Consider the following 18,627-nt stretch of genomic DNA (forward strand, 5'->3'; position numbering starts at 1 on the left):
TTGCAATTGATGGGCGATGTTTGAGTGAAATCCAGAGGCGAAAATGGACGATGTCCGTCCGCTCTTGAGAGCAGTTGAACGCCAAAAGCCTGAAAAACCCGACAAGCCACCCTTCCGACATTCGGACAGGCAGATGGGCGCGTGCACAGCGGGAAAAAGTCACGCTGAGGAAGGGGTTGAAATCGCAGGGTTGAATTGTGGTCAAAATGTGGCACAAATATGGCGAGAATAAGGCGAATCCCTAAATCCTGCCTTATTCCACCCCGCAATTCAGGAGAGAGTTGATGAAATATCGGACCATTTTGGGCACCGCCGCCGTTGCAGCCGCCACAATTTCCCTTGCCGCGTGCAGCGAAGCACCCAATCAAACCGCTGATTTTTCGAACGAAGCATATGACGCAGGCGTTGCCCTCGAATCTGGTCAGGACGACGTGGACGGATCTGCGATCCCGGAACTGGCCGCAATTGGCGTGACCATGCCTCAACTCGCCTACACTTATGACTATCGCTGGCGCATGCCGGCCGACAAAATCGGACCCTTGCAACGCCGCCACGCCACATTGTGCGAACAACAAGGCACGGCCGCTTGCCAGATTTTGGGCATGAGCAAATCCGGAGAAGAGGCCGATGATGTGCGCGGCGTTTTGGAAATGGCCATCGCCAGTCGACAAGCTCGTGCCTTTGGCGCTTTGTTGGAGGACGAAGCGCAAGATTCCGGCGCCGAGCCAATCTCAGCCGAGATCGCATCCGAGGAATTGTCCAAACAGATCGTCGACACCGAGGCTCGTCTTCGGGCACGCACGCAATTGCGGGATCGATTGATGGAGGTGTTGGCCACGCGTAACGGTACGGTCGAAGAATTGGTCGAAGCCGAACGCAGCGTCGCCCGCGTCAATGAAGAGATTGACCAAGCGCGCAGCTGGCTCACCGCAATGGAAGGGCGCGTCGCATTCAGTCGGATCACAGTACGGTATGAAACGGGGATGCCCATCACCAACGATTTCCTGACGCCGGTTCAAGGGGCATTGGGACAGATCGGATCGATCCTTGGTTACATTGCGGCTTTCATCATCCTATTCAGCTCAATCGTCTTCCCTATCGGATTGGTTGTTTGGGGCGTAATCGCTGTGCAACGCCGATTGGCGGCCGGCAAAGCGCCTGAAACGTCGATTGAATCAGCGGCCTAATCGCCCGACCGCACTACAACAATTCAAGACACCGCCGTGTTCACGATTGAGCGCGGCGGTTTCGCATTGGCCCCATGATGATCGCATAGGATCGAAACAGGCCTGACCGAATTCTAGCGACAGGTGGAACTGGGCCGTCTTACCGGGCATCCCCTCCACGATCATTCCTTAACGCCGCAACCTCTTCGCGCAGGCCCTTTAGCTGTTCGATGATCATTTCGCGTTCGCTGTGCGCGTCATCCTCTGTCGCTTCGGCCATGGCGTTGACGATCACACCAATGAACAGGTTGAGCACGATAAAGCTGGTCAGCAGGATGAACGGCACGAAAAACGCCCACGCAAAGGGGAATTCCTCCATCACTGGGCGGACAATGCCCATTGACCAGCTTTCCAAAGTCATAATCTGGAACAAGGAATAAAGCGACGCCCCCAGATTGCCGAACCATTCGGGAAACGCTTCGCCGAACAAGCGCGTTGCCATCACCGCGCTGATATAAAACAGCAAAAGCAGCATGATGATCACGGTTGCGATGCTGGGTATGGCGCTGAACAATCCCACGATCACTTTGCGCATGCTGGGCACCACGGACACCAATCGCAAGGCGCGCAAAATGCGCAAAGCCCGCAAGACGGAGAATTGCGCGCCCGACGGGGCAAAGGCTGATCCCACGATGATCAGATCAAAAATGTTCCATCCGCTTTTGAAGAACGCCAATCGATAGGCGAACAATTTGATGGCCAGCTCGATGACAAAAATCGTCAGCGCGACCGTATCCAGCCAGGAAACAACTCCGCCAACAACCGCCATCGCGCCCGGGGATGTTTCCACCCCCAACCCGATCGCGTTGATTACAATCACGGAAATAATGAAACGTTCGAACCCGCTGGATTCGACAAGGGCCTTGGCCCGGTTTTGTAAGGTCACAGTGGTACGATTCCGCCCTGATTTATGCGTTTTGGCCGTTGGTCAGTTGTGATTCAAAGGCGGCCCTAATTGAACAGATAGCGCAGCTCGCCCGCTTCGCGAACCATGTGAATGCTGTTGCCGTTGAAGTTCACCATCCAAGCGCAGGAAAGTTCAATATGCCGATCGCGCGCCCATACCGTTCGAATGCCACGAACAAGATAGACAGGCCGCATTGAAACCTGCTCCCTCTCACCGAGAAGCATGATCTCTTGAACCTGAATGGGTTTGTCATCCTTCACCCCATCGCGGCTTTGATACAAGGCATTGCCGCCCACGCATCGCCCCGATTGATAAGGCGTGCGGCTTTCGCCGTTGAATTCGGCTTGAAAGAAATCCCTGATAATTTGAGGCCCGGCATCAAAATCGTGGAGCTGCGCAACGGCCACAAATGTCTCAGCGTGCACCGGTGCAGCAAGAGCCATTGGCAAGGCACCGACAAGAACCGCGCAAAGCGCTTTGCATCTTAGCATATTCATATCTGCCCCCGCTTACATCCGTCTCGCATCGCTGCTTTGCGAAGGGATGCTGACGGTCAAGCCGTCCATGTCATCGGTCAGATCAATCTGACACGATAGGCGACTGGTGCGGCGCGCATCGGCCGCGAAGTCCAGCATGTCTTCTTCTTCCTCACTCGCCTCTGTCAGTCGGTCGAACCATTCCGCCGCGACGATCACATGGCATGTCGAACACGCCATTTGGCCCTCGCATGTGCCCTCAAGCGGGAGGCCAGCCGCCTGTCCAACCCGAAGCAGATTGTCCCCTGCGTCGGCGCTGGCGGTCACGCGTTTGCCGCCTTGTTCGATAAAGGTGACGTTTAGCCCCACTGATCCTGCTCCTTAGCCGCGGCGACGATGATGCCGGCGGCTTTTTCGATGTCGTCCATGGTCGTATACCGTCCCCATCCCAACCGGATAGAGGATTTCGCCTGAGCATCGGTAAGACCGATGGCTTTCAACACATGGCTGGGCCGTCCCGATCCGCTGGCGCACGCGCTGCCGGCGGAAAACATTATTGTGCGACACTCCGACATAAGGCGCGATACGTCGAGGCCCTCTTTGCGAATGTTGAGATTGCCGTGCCAACGCGCGTCCGCGCTGCCGTTCAATTCCCACCTTTCAAACAAGGTGCGCATGCGGTGCCACAATTGCGCGGCGTGTTCTGCATCCTGCTCCATGCGATCTGCGGCAATGTGTGCCGCCGCGCCGAAGCCGGCGATCAATGCAGGCGACAAAGTGCCCGATCGCAGGCCCGCCTCTTGCCCGCCGCCGGTTTGCTGCTGTTTGAGATCAATCCCGTCGCGCACCCACAATGCGCCAACGCCTTTGGGCCCGTGGAGTTTGTGCGCGCTGACCGCGATCAAATCGGCCTCTGCAACCGCGACTTTGCCATAAGCCTGCACCGCATCAACACAGAATAGAGCGCCCGCCTCTTTCGCGCGGCGGTGCCAATCCGCGCTGGGTTGGACCACGCCGATCTCATTGTTCACCTGCATAACCGCGATCATGCGGGTGTCTTTGGGAAGGTCTTGTGAAGGATCGCAAACGCCATACTCGTCCACGGCAAGAACATGATGCCCACTCCCATCGCGGGCTGTATCGCCGACGGCGGAGTGTTCGATGGCGCTGAACGCGACGGCGCCCGATCCCCCGCTGCCGCGGATTGCCAGATTGAGCGCTTCGGTCGCGCCGCCGGTGAAGATCACTTGCCCGCCAGATGGGAACAACGCCGCCACCCGCTCGCGCGCCAGTTCAATGGCGGCCGCCGCCTGACGCCCGAATTTGTGCGGGCTGTGCGGATTGCCAAAACCGGTGCCATCCGGCCCATCCAAATGCCGCAACATCGCATCGCGCGCTTCGGGTGCGAGCGGCGTGGTCGCTTGGTAATCGAGGTAGATCACGTGAGCGACCTCCACGCCCCGGCGAATTGCTCCAACTCGTCCTGCGTGGTGCTCCAGCCGAGGCTAACCCGGATCGTGCGCGCGGCCACGTCATCGGACACGCCGAAGGCATCGAGAACGCGGCTTTTCTTAAGCGTGCCGGAGGAACATGCGCTGCCCGCCGACACCGCAAACCCCATTGCGTCTAGGCGGATGAGGAGCGCCTGCGCGCTGATGCTGGGGTGTGACAAGGCAGCAATATAATCGCTCTGATCCCGAAAGTTCAGCCGCGCGTCGCCAAATTCGGCAAAGAACTGCTCCCGCTGCTCAGAAGTCGTGTGCCATTCGCCCGCTTCCAGCGCGGCGGCAAACCCCATCGCACCGGGCACATTTTCCGTCCCCCGGCGATATCCGCGTTCATGCCCACCCATCGGATTGAGCGCCGCATAATCGCGCACCAACAACGCGCCAACACCAATCGGCCCGCCCAATTTGTGCGCCGATACCACCGCCATATGGGCGTTTGGCAACGCGATCTTCCCCGCGCTTTGCGAACAATCGGATAGGATCTGAGTTTTCTCGAAATTGTTGGCGATGCGCCGAAATCCATCAAGGTCGAAAACCGCGCCCGTTTCCGAATTGACGTGCTGCATAAAAATCAAAGTGGACGGGAGATCGTCATTGGGACCGGTCCCTACTGCGCCCGCAGCCTCATAAATTTCGCCGCGTCCAACGACGCCGCGCTCGCCAAGCGGCATGATATAGTCGAACGTTTCGGCCCCGTCCGCATAGACCGCATCATGTTCGACCGCGCTTGCTACTTTGCGCTCAACCTTCGCGTATCGCAGAGCAATCGCCAGCGCTTCGCTCGCGCCGCTGGTAAAAATCAGCTCGCCGTCCCAATCCAGCGCCCGCTTGATCCGGTCGCGCGCATCCTCAAGTGCCTGCTTCGCCTTGCGCCCTTCGGCATGCGGGCTGGACGGGTTTGCCCATAGAGCAAAGCCTTGCTCCATCGCCGCGCGCGCTTCTGGACGCAGCGGAGAAGTCGCCGCGTGATCGAGGTAAATCCGTCCCACTTGTGGTCTATCCGACAAAAAATTGCGTAAATTGCATGGATACCTATATAGAGCGCGCTCTCTCAGGTGCCAGCGCGCATCTCGCCTATCCAATTTTCGCAAGGTTTTGCCGATGCCATCAGTCATCTTCCCCGGTCCAGAAGGCCGCCTCGAAGGTCGTTTCTCCCCTCCACCGCGTCCGCGCGCACCGGTTGCGATGATCCTACACCCGCATCCCGAAGGCGGCGGAACCATGAACGATCGCATCGTTCAACGGATGTACAAAACATTCGCGGATCGCGGTTTTGCCGTTTTGCGTTTCAACTTTCGCGGCGTCGGACGCAGCCAAGGCAGCTTTGACAGCGGCATTGGCGAATTGTCGGATGCGGCCAGCGCGCTTGATTGGGTGCAAAGCATCCACCCAGAGGCGCAAACTACTTGGGTTGCGGGCTATTCCTTTGGCGCGTTGATCGGCATGCAATTGTTGATGCGCCGCCCCGAAGTGCGCGGCTTTATCTCCATCGCGCCGCCCGCCAACATGTACGACTTCAGCTTCCTCGCACCCTGCCCCGCCAGCGGCATCTTTGTGCAAGGCGCAGCGGACACCGTGGTTCAGCCAAGCGCTGTTCAAAAGCTGGTCGACAAATTGCGCACGCAAAAACACATCACGATCCATCATGATGAAATCCCGCGCGCCAACCACTTCTTCGAAAACGAAACCGAAGAAATGATGGCGTCGGTCGACAATTATTTGGATTTCCGTCTGTCACCGGATTGCCCGATTAAGTGATCTGAGGATCACCTAATTCCCCTATTGTTGCGCGCCCTCGGGCGCTGGATGCGGCACGGCGGCCATTCTGCCTGATTGGATAACCGCATAAACGCCTGCGCGCGGCCGTAACGCTCCGGCGCGCGCTTTGGCGCACCCAAAGGGCGTGTGAGCGATGAAATCGCACCCCGAGCCGGGCGCGAAAACCGACCCCAAGAAACAACAATATTTCAAGAATTCAACCCGTTGCACAACGATACCGGTCCCAAACCGCAACTCGATAGTCCTTGCCTATCAAAAGTGATGTTGTAACATAGCAACACATCATCGGTGAGAGGAGATGTAACAATGAGCTATGTTAACACAACAAACCGGACCAATCCGGTCGCCGTTCTTGGGGCGCTTGGCGTTCCTGGCGCGTTTGGAGTGCTGCTGGTTTTGGGACTGGCGATCAAAGTGGTCACCCCGCCTATCGACGACGACCTCGAAGGCTACCAATACACCGCCATTGATATTGATCCCATCGTCGAGCCCGAAGTTGTACCGGAGGTCGAACCAACCACCCAAACCACACAGCCAGACCCCAGGATACTGCCCCCACCCCCACGCCCGGACACGGGTTTTGAATTCTCAGAAAGCGCCAGCACCCCGATCAGCACCCTCCCGACACTTGGTGACGATTTTGGCATCGGTTCAGAACCGGTGGATTTTGGCACCGTCATTCCGGCGGGACCCCCAGCCATTGACCCCATCGCCGCGTCTCCGCGCGGCAATGCCAGCGGTTGGATCACCAATGACGATTACCGCACCAGTTGGATCAATCGCGACTATTCGGGTGTCGCGGCATTCAGCCTTTCGATTGATGCACGTGGCCGTGTGACCAATTGTTCGATCACAAACTCAACCGGCCATGATGTGTTGGATCGGGCGACGTGCCGTCTGCTGCAACGTCGGGCGCGGTTCAATCCGGCCTTAGACAGCGCCGGCGAACCGGTCGCAGGCACCTTTGCCAGCTCGGTAAACTGGCAAATCCCAGAATAAACCGCTTCAAATTCCATCAGGCGGCCGGGGTGTTAGCGCGCCTCGGCCGCTTCTGCTTGATCAAGGGGCGATGACCCATCCGCGGTCGGCACCGTCCAGATTAAGACATTGCCGATCGCGATGGCCGCCAACAACACCATCAACATCGGCTGTTTCGCCTCACCCGTGCGGCGCCAAAGGAAATACGCGCCTGCGACCAAAAGGATCGCCGCGAGCACCACAATTGAAAGCACTAAATCTATCACCGGCCTATTCCGCTCCCGCCAAATTCTGGGCCAAATTCCGACATGTCAAAACCTGTATCATGGCACTGGAACATTGCCAGCTTTGCGTCTAGCGTCGGTGCACAATATCTAGGGTCTATTATGGGAGAATATCGTGGGAATTTTTAGCTCAATCTCGAACGCAATCTTTGGTTCGGACGAAGAAGAAGCAGCGGCACCAGAAGCTGCAGCAGCACCAGCAGCAGCGCCAAAGCGCGATGCAATCAGCGGTGTTGATGTTGAACAACGCATCGGCAGCATCCCTGGTTCTGACAAACTCAACTGGAAGACATCGATTGTCGACCTGATGAAACTGGTTCAGATCGATCCCAGCTACGCCAACCGCAAGGAATTGGCTCAGGAACTCGGCAATGCGGATTACTCCGGAACAGCGGAAGACAACATCGCGCTTCACAAGGCGGTGATGAACAAAATCGCAGCCGCCGGCGGCATCGTTCCCGCCGATCTGAAGGACTGATTGACAGCTCTCATCTGTGGGTTAACACTCACGGAATGAGAGAGACAAAAACCAGCTTCACAATGAAAAACCTTACGCGCCGTCAGGCCCTATCCGGGCTTGGCGGCGCGTCTGCTTTGGCGCTTATGCCGGGATGCATGAATGTGCGCGGGGCCGATGGCCAACCGGGCCAGCCCGGCGCATCGGCAACCGGCATGATGGGCCCCGATGCCAAGCTGGATGACATTGCCTACAAAATGCTCGCGCATGAACCGGGGCGCGCGACGGGACTTGGTGTGGACACCGGTGCCTATGCCGATTGGCGCGGGACATTCGGCGCCGCCGGCCAAGGCGGGCGTGAAGAATATCGCGCCACTCTGACGCAATTGTTGGACGATGCGCGGTCTTATCCCAAAGAGGGTTTGACGCCGGATCAATTGACCGGGTTCGAAGTCGTGGAAAGCGCCTATTCCAAAGCACTCGAAGGGATGGCTTTACCCTATGGCGATGTCGCCGTGGGCAGCTGGCGCAACGCCCCTTATCTCGTGATTCAAAATGTCGGCGGTTACATCGATTTCCCGCGTCATTTCGGCGCGACACAGCCGCTGCGAGATGCGCAAGATGTCGAATATTACCTTGGTCGATTGAACGAGGTGAGCGACGTTTTGGACGGGGAAACCGATCGCATTGCCGAAGCGCGCGGAATGGGCGTGGTACCGCCCGATTTCCTATTGGACAAAACCATCGCTCAAATGGAGGCCAACATCGCGGACGCCGCGAACAATGGCGGCGCCTATGTGGGACCGCTATTGGCCTCAGATTTGGCCCCGGCCACGACCGCATCGCGTCAGGCATTGGGCCTTGTGAACACGCGTTTGATCCCGGCTCTCCAACGACAATTGGAAGAATTGCAAGCGCAACGGGCCGTCGCCACGTCAAACGCCGGTATTTGGGCGCAGCCCGAAGGGGAAGCGTGGTATTCATGGTCCACCAGCGCATCAACCACGACATCACTCAGCCCGGATGAAATCCACGAACAAGGGTTGGATGAATTGGCCACATTGCATGGCCGGATGGATCCAATCCTGCGCGATATCGGCTACACCCAAGGCACCGTTGGCGAACGAATGCAGGCCTTGGGCAACGACCCACGTTACAAATTTGCCGAGGGCGATCCGGGCCGCGAAGAAATCTTTGCGTTTATTGATGAGCGGATCGAATGGATCAAAGCGCAAATGCCGCGTGCGTTCAACCAATTGGTCAATCCCAATATGGAAGTCCGCCGTATCCCGATCAACGAAGAGGCTGGCGCGCCCGGCGCCTATGGTGGCGCGGGCAGCAAGGATGGAAGCATACCCGGCCGGTTCTGGATAAACCTGCGGTCCACCGACCTGCATCGCAAATATGACCTGCCGGATCTCACATTCCATGAAAGCATCCCGGGCCATGTTTGGGAGGGCGAGTATTCCAACCGCCTGCCATTGATCCGTTCCATTCTGGCGTTCGGCGCTTTCAGCGAAGGTTGGGCGTTGTACGGGGAACAGCTTGCCGATGAATTGGGCGCCTACGATGATTTTGCAGTCGGTCGGCTCGGCTACCTGCAAAGCCTTGCCTTCCGTGCATGCAGGTTGGTTGTCGACACCGGGCTGCACTCCAAACGCTGGACCCGAGCACAAGCCAACGCCTTTTTTGTCGAACGCAACGGGTCAAAACCCGAAGAAGTCGCGGGCGAGGTGGACCGGTATTGCAGTTGGCCCGGTCAGGCGTGCTCTTACAAAATCGGCCATTCCGAAATCGTCCGGCAACGCGCGCGGGCCGAAGCGGAAATGGGGTCAGCCTACGATTTCAAGGCGTTCAACACCGCCGTCATTCTGGGCGGGAACGCACCGTTGGATGTGGTTGGAAAAACGGTCGATCGTTACATCGCGGGAGCATAATCAATCGGAGCTTAATCCATGAAGATACTTCGCGCCGCTGCCGCTTGTTTGGTGATGATCCCCGCCGCCGCCCACGCCGGTATGCCGATAGAGGTTGAGAAGACTTGCCCGGTCGGCGGTGAGACCTTCCGTCACGTAGAAACAGGGAGCTATTCGACGTTTGGATCGCGACCCGATGGGCGTCCCTATGGCAGTTGGTATTTCCCGATGCCCCTTGCGGAATGTCCGGAAAACGCTCTGGTCATGTATCGCAATTTTGAAGAGGACGAGATCGCCGAACTGACACGACTGGTTTTGTCCGATGCGTATCAAGCGATGCGAGGAGAGACCACCTATTACCGAGCATCATGGCTTGAGGAGCGTATGCAAAGCACCGCATCGCTGGCTCCGGTCTTCCTCATGATGCGGGCTGCATGGCAGGTCGATGAGGCGCCAGAGATCAAGACCCGCTATCAAACCGAATTTGCGCAGCGCGCGGGCAATGTTCCCGTTGTTCCCGACGATCTCGACACATTGTTTTTGAGGTTTCGTGTGGCCAACGCGCTGCGTGAAACAGGCCAATTTACGGATGCGGCGTCCTCATTGAACACGATCCCCACTGCATCATTGGACGTCACCGTGCCAGAGCCTGACGGCGACAATTACAATGATGTCCGTGACGCGGAGGCGAGGCTGTTTCTGCTCAGTCAGATCGAGCCGTTGCACCTATTGATCGAAGCCGGTGATACATCATCCGAACCTCTTTCGATGATCCCTCCTAGAATGGCAGAATATCGGTGTTACGAAATGGCCGAAGAGGACAGCGCCGATCTTCCCGAGCTGTGTTTGAGCGATGAAATGCAGGAGCGCGTTGCCGAAATTCGGGAAAGTCGATCGGATTGGCGCACTCCTGATACGCGGCCCCGATAGGCGCCGGATATGATCCGTATGAGCAGCATGGAATTGCTCGGCGCGCTCCCTATCTAAGGCTTTGCCCCGTTATTCAGGAGACGTTGCGTGGAACAAATCGGCCCCGACCTCGAAACAATGAAGCGCGTGCCTTTGGCACAGGCCCATGTCGATGCCATCGCGCAGATTGGCACAGAGTGCACGTATCCGGCCGGTCACATCGTCGCAGAAATCGGCAAAGTGATGGACACGTTCGTCTATGTCATCGACGGTGAATTGGAGGTCGTGAACCCGTATGACGGCGAACGCTTGCTGGAATCCGGCCTTGGCCCGACGCAGTTTTTGGGGGAGATCGGCTTTCTCAATCGCGCCACCAATTACCTCAAAATTCGGGCGGCGGTGGACACCAAAGTGATCGAGGCTCCGCGCGAAGGCGTGTTGGAATTGATGAACCGCATTCCGGAATTGTCGGACCATATCATCACAGTGTTCGCGGCACGGCGCGCCAAACAATTTGAACTCAGCAACGGATCGGTCAAAGTCATAGGTGCGGATCGCGATCCTCAGGTTCAGGCCGTCGAACGGTTTCTGTCGCGCAACCGCATTCCCTTTCAAAGCTACGACATGGATGCGCGCGATGAAGAGACAAACACATTGTGCGATATGGCTGGGCACGAACCCAGCGTCATCCTTGGCACCGATACGAAATTGGAGGATCCGACCCCGCGCAAAGTGGCGCAATTCCTCAACCTTGATCTCGACATTTGCGCGCGCCGCGATTTTGATGTCTTGATTGTCGGCGGCGGTCCGGCGGGCGTCGCGGCGGCGGTCTATGCAGGCAGCGAAGGTTTGGACGCGATCGTCGTCGAAGACATGGCCATTGGCGGTCAAGCGGGCACATCCAGCCGCATTGAAAACTACATGGGTTTCCCAACCGGGATCAGCGGCACCGACTTAACCTATCGCGGCCAAATCCAAGCGATGAAATTCGGCACAACATTCGCAATGCCCAGGCGGGTGGAAAAGCTAACTCGGCGCGACGACGGCACCTACTGCGCATTGTTAGATGGCGGTCAGGCGGGAACGGACGAAATCTGCGCAAAGGCCGTTTTGGTCAGCACGGGGGTGCAATACCGGCGATTGCCGCTTGAAAAACTGCGCGAGCTCGAAGGCGCTGGTATCTTCTATTCCGCCACAGAAATGGAAGCCCGTTTTTGTTCACAGACCGAGGCGGTCGTCATCGGCGGCGGCAATTCCGCCGGTCAGGCCGCGATGTACCTATCGCGCAGCGCAGCGCATGTGCATTTGGTCGTCCGCTCAGACAGTTTGGCGGCATCCATGTCGAGCTACCTTTCCCGCCGATTGGAAGCCGACCCAAGGGTCACGATCCATTACAACACCACGGTTACCCAATTGCACGGCGAAGATTGGTTGAACGCGGTCACATTCACAAAGCCCGATGGCGAAAGTCGGATCGACACCCGTGCATTGTTCATCATGATCGGCGCAGCCCCCAACACCGAATGGTTGTCGGGATTGGTCGAGGTTGACGATAAAGGCTTTGTCCTAACCGGCGCATCGGTGGGCCGGGAAAGCCCGTTTGAAACGGGAACGGACGGCATTTTCGCGGTGGGTGATGTGCGATCCGGCTCAGTAAAACGCGTGGCCAGCGCCGTGGGAGAAGGATCGGTCGTAGTAAGCCGTATTTGGACATATCTGGATGAATTGGCGGATCACACTTGATCGCCTTTATCCGTCCCCCACATTTGACAGGCTAGTCAAACACCAAAAATTTCATATACTTCCCGCCGCATCGTGCAGTCGCAGGCATTGATGAGAGGGACGCAATTGATGGTTCATAGGGTTCTCACTCTTCTCGCATTTATCGCGGGTGGGTTGGTTTTGGCGCAACCAGCAAGCGCCAAATGGTACGAGGCGCAAAGCGATTACTTCGTCATTTACGCCAACGCCGAAGAAGACGAAGTCCGCCTCTATGCGGAAAACCTAGAACGCTATCACAGCGCGATGGAAAACTTCACCGGCAGAACCGTCGCAAAGCCCAGCCCGTCCAATCGAGTCACCGTCTATTCCATCGGATCGGCGGATCAATTGCGCCGATTGGCCGGCTCGCGAAGCGTGGCCGGGTTTTATCTCCCCCGTTGGGATGGCAGCTTTGCGTTCGTCCAAGATGTTGAGAACAAACAGGGCTTGCCGACCCTTTCAACTGTCGTTCTCCTACACGAATACGCGCACCATTTCCTGAGCTCGACCGAACGTTTCGCCATGCCATTATGGATGAACGAAGGCGCCGCAGAATTCTTCTCGAACGTATATTTCGGGGAAGATGGTTCGGTGTATTTGGGGACGCGTGCACAGGGACGCGACCTCGATATTTTCGTCAAACCCGATGAAATGATGAGCGTATCCCAACTGCTCACATTGGATTGGGAAAGACTGAGGACGCGAAACACCACTTGGCAGAGCGCGTTTTATGGCCGGAGCTGGCTCCTTTACCATTACTTCTCAATGAAAGAGGAGCGCAGCGGCCAATTGCGAGAATATTGGCTCGAAGTTTTGAGCGGCACGCCGTCGCTCGATGCAGCAAAAAAGGTGTTCGGTGATCTTGGTGTGATCGAACGGCAATTGTACCTCCATTATCGCGATCTGCGACAGGAACCTTATCGCGTCGCTCCAGAAGACATAACGGCCGGCGCGGTCTCAATTCGTCCGCTTTCGGATGGGGAGGCCGCCACGATGCACATTCAGATGGGATCGGATCGCGGCGTGGTTGCCGAAGATGTTGAAAAATTGGCCGAACAAGCGCGCGACATTGCTCGTTCATTCCCCGATGACCCCAAGGTTCTCACCGTGCTTGCCCATGCCGAATACGGGGCCGGTCATGACGCCGCCGCTATCGCCGCGGCGAGGCGCGCGATTGCCGTCGATCCCGCCGCAACGCGCGCCTATGTGGTGCAAGGACGCGCCGGTTTTCGTTTGGCCCGCGCCATCACCGACCCGGAAGAACGCGGTGCCGCCTATCGAGAAGCGATGGTGCCATTGCTCGCCCTCAACGCCATGGAGCCTGAACACACCGTTCCGCTGGTTTACATGTACCGATCGTTCGCGGAGCAGGATGCCGTTCCCAGCGACGATGCCAAAGCCGCATTGGTACGCGCGGCGCAATTGGCCCCATTTGATCAGGAATTGTGGTTGATCGCCGGGATGATGCACATGAACGATGGCCGCATTTCCGAAGCGCGCGCGGCCCTCCAGCCGCTGGCCAGCAATCCGCATGGCGGCGAAAAGGCCGCACAGATCGGCGAACTCTTGGCGTTCTTATCCGACAAGCACGACGGTCAAGCGATCCCGGTCCAATCGGCCATTTCGGCCTATTTCGTTACCGAATAGACCCCCGGCGCATCGCAGGACGAGCGATGCGTTGCAAAAGGTCAAACGGTGATGAACGGCAGTGCCGCGTTACAAAGGGATCAGAGCGGCGGCTTCGCCCGTGCCGCCTTCACCACCGTCTTCGGCGTCATCTTCGTCTGAAGCATCGCCCGCGTTCGAAGCGTCCATCAGGTCGCGAAAGTTAACGCGCTGTCCATCGGGAACACGGCTAAGGAAATTGATCATGGCGCGCGCCCTTCTGGATTGGCGTCCGCCGTGTGGGTCGGCCGCAATCGGTGCGAGCAAATAGCGGGCAACCACCGTTTCCCCATCCGCCGCCTTCATCGCCGCCACTTCCATCGCCAACGATTGATCAAACGGCGCCAATTGGGTCGCACGTTCCAAGGCGAATTTAGCACCATCGGGCGGTGCCACACCGCGCCTTGCAAAACTGCGATAGAAATAGATCAACGGTTGTGTGTGATCCGCTTCCAAAGCGTTCAACGCCTGAAATGGCTCCATCGCAGCTGCATAGGCCGCATCCTTATCATCCGCATCGGCGGCCTGACGAAACAGGGCGTACCCCTTTTGGACATAGGCGTTGAGAACGGTTGGATCGGCGGCAATCGCCCGCGTACCGGCGGCAATCGCTGCGTCATCGTTGCCCGCGTCGTACTCCGCCTCTGCCAACGCAGCCAAGACATTCGCATCATCGGGAAAACGTTGCGCGATTGACCGCGCATTGGCGACGATTTCATCCGCGCGTTCATCGTCCACGCCGCGTTTAGACCGGATGATGACGTTCATCATCGCCGCGTGACCATCGCTCAACGCGGACACGCTCACCGTGCCGATCGAAATATCGCCCGATCCAAATCGCATTCCCGACATCGATGTTTGACGCCCATAATCGCGCAATTCGCGTTCAAGCCGGTCGAGATTTCCAAAAATTTGTTCCGCCGCCTCTAGGCTGTCCGCGCCGGAGGCGACCGCCTGCCAATACTGGACCAATTGGCCCGAACGGCTGGGGTTGAACCGCAAGTAGTGGTACAACAACCACGAACGACCGTAATAGGCGTCATAGGCGCCGCTGCGATTGCTGCGGTACAATTCGTAGTCGAGCAATTGGCGCAGCGACACCGGCGCCGCCTGGCTGATTTCGTAGGCGCGATCATTGTTGGGTAGGCCGATATCAACCGAGCCATCTTCGTTGAAACGCGCCGATGAAAAATACTCCGCCGCCCCTTCGCTTAACCAACGCGGCATGGCGTGCCGGGCCGACGCGATGAGGAAATGGTGCGTGTATTCATGGAGCAATGTGGACAAGGCGCGGTCGAGGGCGCCTGTGCCGCTGCTGCGTGAATATCGGGTGCCGGTTCGAACGCGCCCTCCACCGCCGGAACGAATGCGGATATTCGGGACAAAGGTGACCGAACCGTTTGCGCGCGGAATATAGAAGCCCGCAACAGCAGATCGACTTCCCGCGCCATAGACATCGCGCAAATCATCGCGGCTGCCGACCATAAAAACCGTTAGCCTGTTGGATGGGCTGGGCACCGGCACTTGGCGGCCGCTCTCCAACTCCATGGCGATATGGTATCGTTCCAACATCTCGCCAAATTCGCGCAAATCGTCCGCTCGGCTGTCAGAATAAATGACGAAACGGTCGCTCTCTGCCTTGTGCCATTTCGCCTGTGCAGGCGTGGCCAGCGCGATCGTCATGAACGCAGCCGTGACGATCGCGATTAACGCGCGAATTCGATGACCCATAGGTAACAGTCCCCTTTTCCACGCAGGTCACTGCATGGTTGCGGGAAACATTATGCCACTTTTCAAGGTTTTGGCCACCCTTGGCAATCGCGCAATGTGGCGCGACCGCTTGTGGGGAATGGATCGGGCAACATGCCGATCCCCGGTCACATTAACGCGACATCATTCCGCCAACGATGGACCCCAAAATGCCGCCCAATGGGTTGTTGCCGCTCGATTGTGCACCGGACCCGCCAGTGGCCTCTTTTGCCATATAGCCGGCAATAGCCATGGCGAGGATCGGGAGCATTTTTTTAAGCAAACCCTCGTCGATGCCCGTCAACGACGCGACTTCGCCAGCGACCGACCGGCTCACATCTTTGCTGCCGAAAATGTTGCCAAGGATATCGTTGCCTGGTGCAGTGGGCGTTGGCGACGTGCCCAAAACCGCATCCAACAATCCGCCACCCAATCCACCGGCCAACGCTCCGCCAAGGCCGCCGCCTGACGAACCGCCACCGCCCAGGATCGCTCCCGCTAGGCTGCCCAATCCACCCATCGGATCGGGCGTGCTGGTGCCACCAGTGGCGCTGCGGCCCATTCCCGCGACAATCGCAGGCAACAATGCGCCCGCGGCGGTTTTTGCGGTGTTCTCATCGACACCCAATTCGCGCGCCATGGATGTGATCGCCCCGGTTTGCTGAAGCATTGCGGCTAGGCTCATGATCGTATCCTTTGTATTTGGTGAGATGAAAAGTGGTGGAGTTGCGTCTATTTGCGGCCGAACAATCCCGATGCAAGACCGGCAATGTCATCCAACGGGCTTCCATCGCCATCGCGGTCCAACATGCTCAAAACGCCGGAAAGTTTCGAATCGCCCTGCATGCTTTCGGCGATGCTGCCCAATGCACCTTCGCCGCCCAGTTGCTCCATAATGCCGCTCAACGCACCGGCATCAAGACCGGTTTTCTCCGCTGCCAATTCGACCGTATCGCCGTCTTGCGCATGCGAAGCGCCCAATGCGGCCACGGCTTTTTCTGCCATGGCGGGATCGATGCCCACTTTTTCCGCCAAGGCGGCAACAGTGTCGGGAGAGCCTGCAACTTGCTGCATAATGCCGTCAAGAATACTCATAGTCGAAATACCTTCCTGTTTCGGTGTTAGCCGGTTTACGCCGCCGCGGGGGCGGCGTTGCGCACGCCTTCGTCTACATGCGCTTCGAACTCGGCAAAATTGTCGATGAACAGCTTTACCAGCTTACTCGCCGTCGCGTCGTAATCTGTTGTATCCGACCAGGTGCTGCGCGGATCAAGGATCGTTTGATCGATGCCAGCCTCTGCCAAAACGGGGACATGCACCGGCACATCAAAACCGAAATTGGCGTCTTCGCGATATTCTACACTGTCGAGATCGCCATCAAGCGCGGCGTTCAACAATGCACGGGTTGCCTTGATCGGCATCCGATTTCCGGTGCCGTATTTGCCGCCGGTCCAACCGGTGTTGAGCAACCAACATTGCACTTCGCCTTTGGCGATGCGTTCTTTCAATAGGTTGCCATAGACGCTGGGGTGGCGCGGCATGAACGGCGCACCGAAACAGGTCGAAAACGTTGCCTCTGGCTCGGTTACGCCGATTTCGGTCCCTGCAACTTTGGCCGTGTATCCGGACAAGAAGTGGTACATTGCTTGTTCCGGCGTCAATTTCGCAATGGGAGGCAGCACGCCAAACGCATCCGCCGTCAACATCACGACATTGCTGGGTACTGGGCCCAGATTGTCTTCGCTCGTGTTCGGGATGTAGTCGATGGGATAGGCACCGCGGGTGTTTTCAGCGAGCGAGTTGTCGTCGAAATCAAGCTCGCGTGTTTCCGGATCCATCACCACGTTTTCCAACACGGTTCCGAACCGGCGCGTGGTGGCGTAAATTTCGGGCTCTGCTTCTTCCGAAAGGCGGATCATCTTGGCGTAGCAGCCGCCTTCGAAGTTGAAGACCGCGGTGTCGGACCAACCGTGCTCGTCATCGCCGATCAACGTGCGCGATGCATCCGCAGAAAGCGTCGTCTTACCGGTGCCGGAAAGGCCAAAGAACACGGCTGTTTTGCCATCCGCGCTGATGTTTGATGAACAGTGCATCGGCATCACGCCTTTGGTCGGCAGCAGATAATTCAAAATGCCAAAGACACTTTTCTTCATTTCGCCGGCATATTTCGTGCCGCCGATCAAGATCAGCTTCTCGGTCAGGTTAACCGCGATCACGGTTTCCGAATTGGTTCCGTGACGCGCCGGATCGGCTTTAAAGCTCGGCAAATCGATGATGGTGTATTCGGGTGTGATGTCCGCCAATTCTTCGGCGGTTGGCCGCACCAACAATGTGCGAATAAACAGATTGTGCCACGCCAATTCGTTGATCACGCGCACATTCACGCGATGCTCTGGTTGTGAACCGCCGAACAGATCGGCGACATACAACGTCTCTTTTTCCGCGACCGCCGCCATGAAATCTTCTTTCAACGCGGCAAAATGATCCGGCGTCATCGACGCGTTGACCTTGCCCCACCATACGGTGTCCTCTGTCGTCGCATCGCGGACAATGAATTTGTCCTTGGCGCTGCGTCCGGTTTTCGCACCGGTTTGGACAACCAGCGCGCCGTGTTTGGACAGAGCGCCTTCTTTGGCCGCGATCGATGATTCGACCAAGGCGGATGTACCAAGGTTAGAGTGAATTTCGGCTTTTGTATGAATACCTTGGTCGGCGAGCGATTGAGCGAGGGGGATCAACGTAGCGTCTCCTATATAGATCGGATTGTGCAAAAATTTCTGTCTTCGATAATGGGCGCAAATGCCATGTGACGTTCGCCAAACTGCCGATGCGCGCCGAAACCGTGAAACGGTAAAGGCGCTCAAAAGGTCAGGGTAGCGATTCGAAAACGAGCACGGGTCCCAATCCGGCGGTGGGCATAGATGCGCGATCGTCCCTGAGTCAAACCGCCGATTTTTCGCTGCAATGCACAATATTTTCGCAATCCACACCGGGCGCAGAACGGGTCGCGGT

Annotated in this window: 18 protein-coding genes; 8 read left to right on the top strand and 10 right to left on the bottom strand. The window is 57.5% G+C overall.

All coding sequences use genetic code 11. The annotated features are described in order from the left end of the window. The first annotated feature begins 284 nt into the window (after positions 1-284). Entirely contained in the window at positions 285-1,187 is a 903-nt protein-coding gene (locus BQ8290_RS00455; protein ID WP_108786679.1) for a DUF4349 domain-containing protein, read from the top strand. A gap of 139 nt (positions 1,188-1,326) precedes the next feature. Here the strand turns inward: BQ8290_RS00455 and BQ8290_RS00460 are convergent, their stop codons facing one another. The 5 genes from BQ8290_RS00460 to BQ8290_RS00480 all read right to left on the bottom strand — a co-directional run bounded on the left by BQ8290_RS00460 (position 1,327) and on the right by BQ8290_RS00480 (position 5,124). Further along, the gene (locus BQ8290_RS00460) at positions 1,327-2,112 is read right to left on the bottom strand and encodes an ion transporter (RefSeq protein WP_108786681.1); all 786 of its coding nucleotides are present in this window, start codon (positions 2,110-2,112) and stop codon (positions 1,327-1,329) included. A 65-nt stretch (positions 2,113-2,177) separates the two neighbouring features. Beyond that, the gene (locus BQ8290_RS00465; RefSeq protein ID WP_108786683.1) at positions 2,178-2,630 is read right to left on the bottom strand and encodes a hypothetical protein; all 453 of its coding nucleotides are present in this window, start codon (positions 2,628-2,630) and stop codon (positions 2,178-2,180) included. A 12-nt stretch (positions 2,631-2,642) separates the two neighbouring features. Then, a complete protein-coding gene (locus BQ8290_RS00470) occupies positions 2,643-2,978 on the bottom strand; it encodes a 2Fe-2S iron-sulfur cluster-binding protein (RefSeq protein ID WP_108786685.1) in 336 nt (111 codons plus the stop codon). Then, positions 2,969-4,051 carry an aminotransferase class V-fold PLP-dependent enzyme gene (locus BQ8290_RS00475; RefSeq protein ID WP_108786687.1) on the bottom strand — a complete coding sequence of 361 codons (1,083 nt, stop codon included), beginning with the start codon at positions 4,049-4,051 and terminating at the stop codon, positions 2,969-2,971. Before BQ8290_RS00475 ends, BQ8290_RS00470 begins: the two co-directional genes overlap by 10 nt. Beyond that, the gene (locus BQ8290_RS00480; RefSeq protein ID WP_337660869.1) at positions 4,048-5,124 is read right to left on the bottom strand and encodes a cysteine desulfurase family protein; all 1,077 of its coding nucleotides are present in this window, start codon (positions 5,122-5,124) and stop codon (positions 4,048-4,050) included. The genes BQ8290_RS00475 and BQ8290_RS00480 overlap by 4 nt, the downstream gene beginning before the upstream one ends. 94 nt (positions 5,125-5,218) lie before the next feature. Between BQ8290_RS00480 and BQ8290_RS00485 the strand changes: the two genes are divergently transcribed. Together BQ8290_RS00485 and BQ8290_RS00495 are read left to right on the top strand one after the other, a co-directional pair. Further along, on the top strand, positions 5,219-5,875 hold the full coding sequence (locus tag BQ8290_RS00485) for an alpha/beta fold hydrolase (RefSeq protein ID WP_108791663.1): 657 nt from the start codon (positions 5,219-5,221) through the stop codon (positions 5,873-5,875). Between the two features lie 327 nt (positions 5,876-6,202). Beyond that, positions 6,203-6,895: a TonB family protein gene (locus BQ8290_RS00495; RefSeq protein ID WP_108786693.1), complete on the top strand. Its 693-nt coding sequence runs from the start codon at positions 6,203-6,205 to the stop codon at positions 6,893-6,895. A 32-nt stretch (positions 6,896-6,927) separates the two neighbouring features. On the opposite strand, the gene BQ8290_RS00500 is transcribed toward BQ8290_RS00495, so the two are convergent. Continuing rightward, a complete protein-coding gene (locus BQ8290_RS00500; RefSeq protein WP_337660870.1) occupies positions 6,928-7,140 on the bottom strand; it encodes a hypothetical protein in 213 nt (70 codons plus the stop codon). Positions 7,141-7,273: 133 nt separating this feature from the next. On the opposite strand from BQ8290_RS00500, the gene BQ8290_RS00505 reads away from it, so the two are divergent. The 5 genes from BQ8290_RS00505 to BQ8290_RS00525 all read left to right on the top strand — a co-directional run bounded on the left by BQ8290_RS00505 (position 7,274) and on the right by BQ8290_RS00525 (position 13,848). Then, positions 7,274-7,636, top strand: a complete 363-nt coding sequence (locus tag BQ8290_RS00505; protein WP_108786695.1) for a DUF3597 family protein — start codon at positions 7,274-7,276, stop codon at positions 7,634-7,636. Between the two features lie 62 nt (positions 7,637-7,698). Beyond that, positions 7,699-9,552 carry a DUF885 domain-containing protein gene (locus BQ8290_RS00510; RefSeq protein ID WP_337660871.1) on the top strand — a complete coding sequence of 618 codons (1,854 nt, stop codon included), beginning with the start codon at positions 7,699-7,701 and terminating at the stop codon, positions 9,550-9,552. 18 nt (positions 9,553-9,570) lie between these two features. After that, the gene (locus tag BQ8290_RS00515) at positions 9,571-10,461 is read left to right on the top strand and encodes a hypothetical protein (protein ID WP_108786699.1); all 891 of its coding nucleotides are present in this window, start codon (positions 9,571-9,573) and stop codon (positions 10,459-10,461) included. An 87-nt stretch (positions 10,462-10,548) separates the two neighbouring features. Beyond that, positions 10,549-12,183, top strand: coding sequence for an FAD-dependent oxidoreductase (locus BQ8290_RS00520; protein WP_108786701.1), 1,635 nt, complete (start codon positions 10,549-10,551; stop codon positions 12,181-12,183). A gap of 108 nt (positions 12,184-12,291) precedes the next feature. Beyond that, positions 12,292-13,848 carry a hypothetical protein gene (locus BQ8290_RS00525; protein WP_108786703.1) on the top strand — a complete coding sequence of 519 codons (1,557 nt, stop codon included), beginning with the start codon at positions 12,292-12,294 and terminating at the stop codon, positions 13,846-13,848. Between the two features lie 69 nt (positions 13,849-13,917). Here the strand turns inward: BQ8290_RS00525 and BQ8290_RS00530 are convergent, their stop codons facing one another. The 4 genes from BQ8290_RS00530 to BQ8290_RS00545 all read right to left on the bottom strand — a co-directional run bounded on the left by BQ8290_RS00530 (position 13,918) and on the right by BQ8290_RS00545 (position 18,353). After that, positions 13,918-15,597: a DUF1570 domain-containing protein gene (locus BQ8290_RS00530; protein WP_108786705.1), complete on the bottom strand. Its 1,680-nt coding sequence runs from the start codon at positions 15,595-15,597 to the stop codon at positions 13,918-13,920. Between the two features lie 151 nt (positions 15,598-15,748). Continuing rightward, positions 15,749-16,300: a DUF937 domain-containing protein gene (locus BQ8290_RS00535; RefSeq protein WP_108786707.1), complete on the bottom strand. Its 552-nt coding sequence runs from the start codon at positions 16,298-16,300 to the stop codon at positions 15,749-15,751. Positions 16,301-16,347: 47 nt separating this feature from the next. After that, positions 16,348-16,710, bottom strand: a complete 363-nt coding sequence (locus BQ8290_RS00540) for a hypothetical protein (protein WP_108786709.1) — start codon at positions 16,708-16,710, stop codon at positions 16,348-16,350. Between the two features lie 35 nt (positions 16,711-16,745). Then, positions 16,746-18,353 carry a phosphoenolpyruvate carboxykinase gene (locus BQ8290_RS00545; protein WP_108786711.1) on the bottom strand — a complete coding sequence of 536 codons (1,608 nt, stop codon included), beginning with the start codon at positions 18,351-18,353 and terminating at the stop codon, positions 16,746-16,748. Positions 18,354-18,627: the final 274 nt, after the last annotated feature.

Origin of the sequence: Erythrobacter sp. Alg231-14, from assembly GCF_900149685.1 — a bacterium.
GTDB lineage: Bacteria > Pseudomonadota > Alphaproteobacteria > Sphingomonadales > Sphingomonadaceae > Erythrobacter.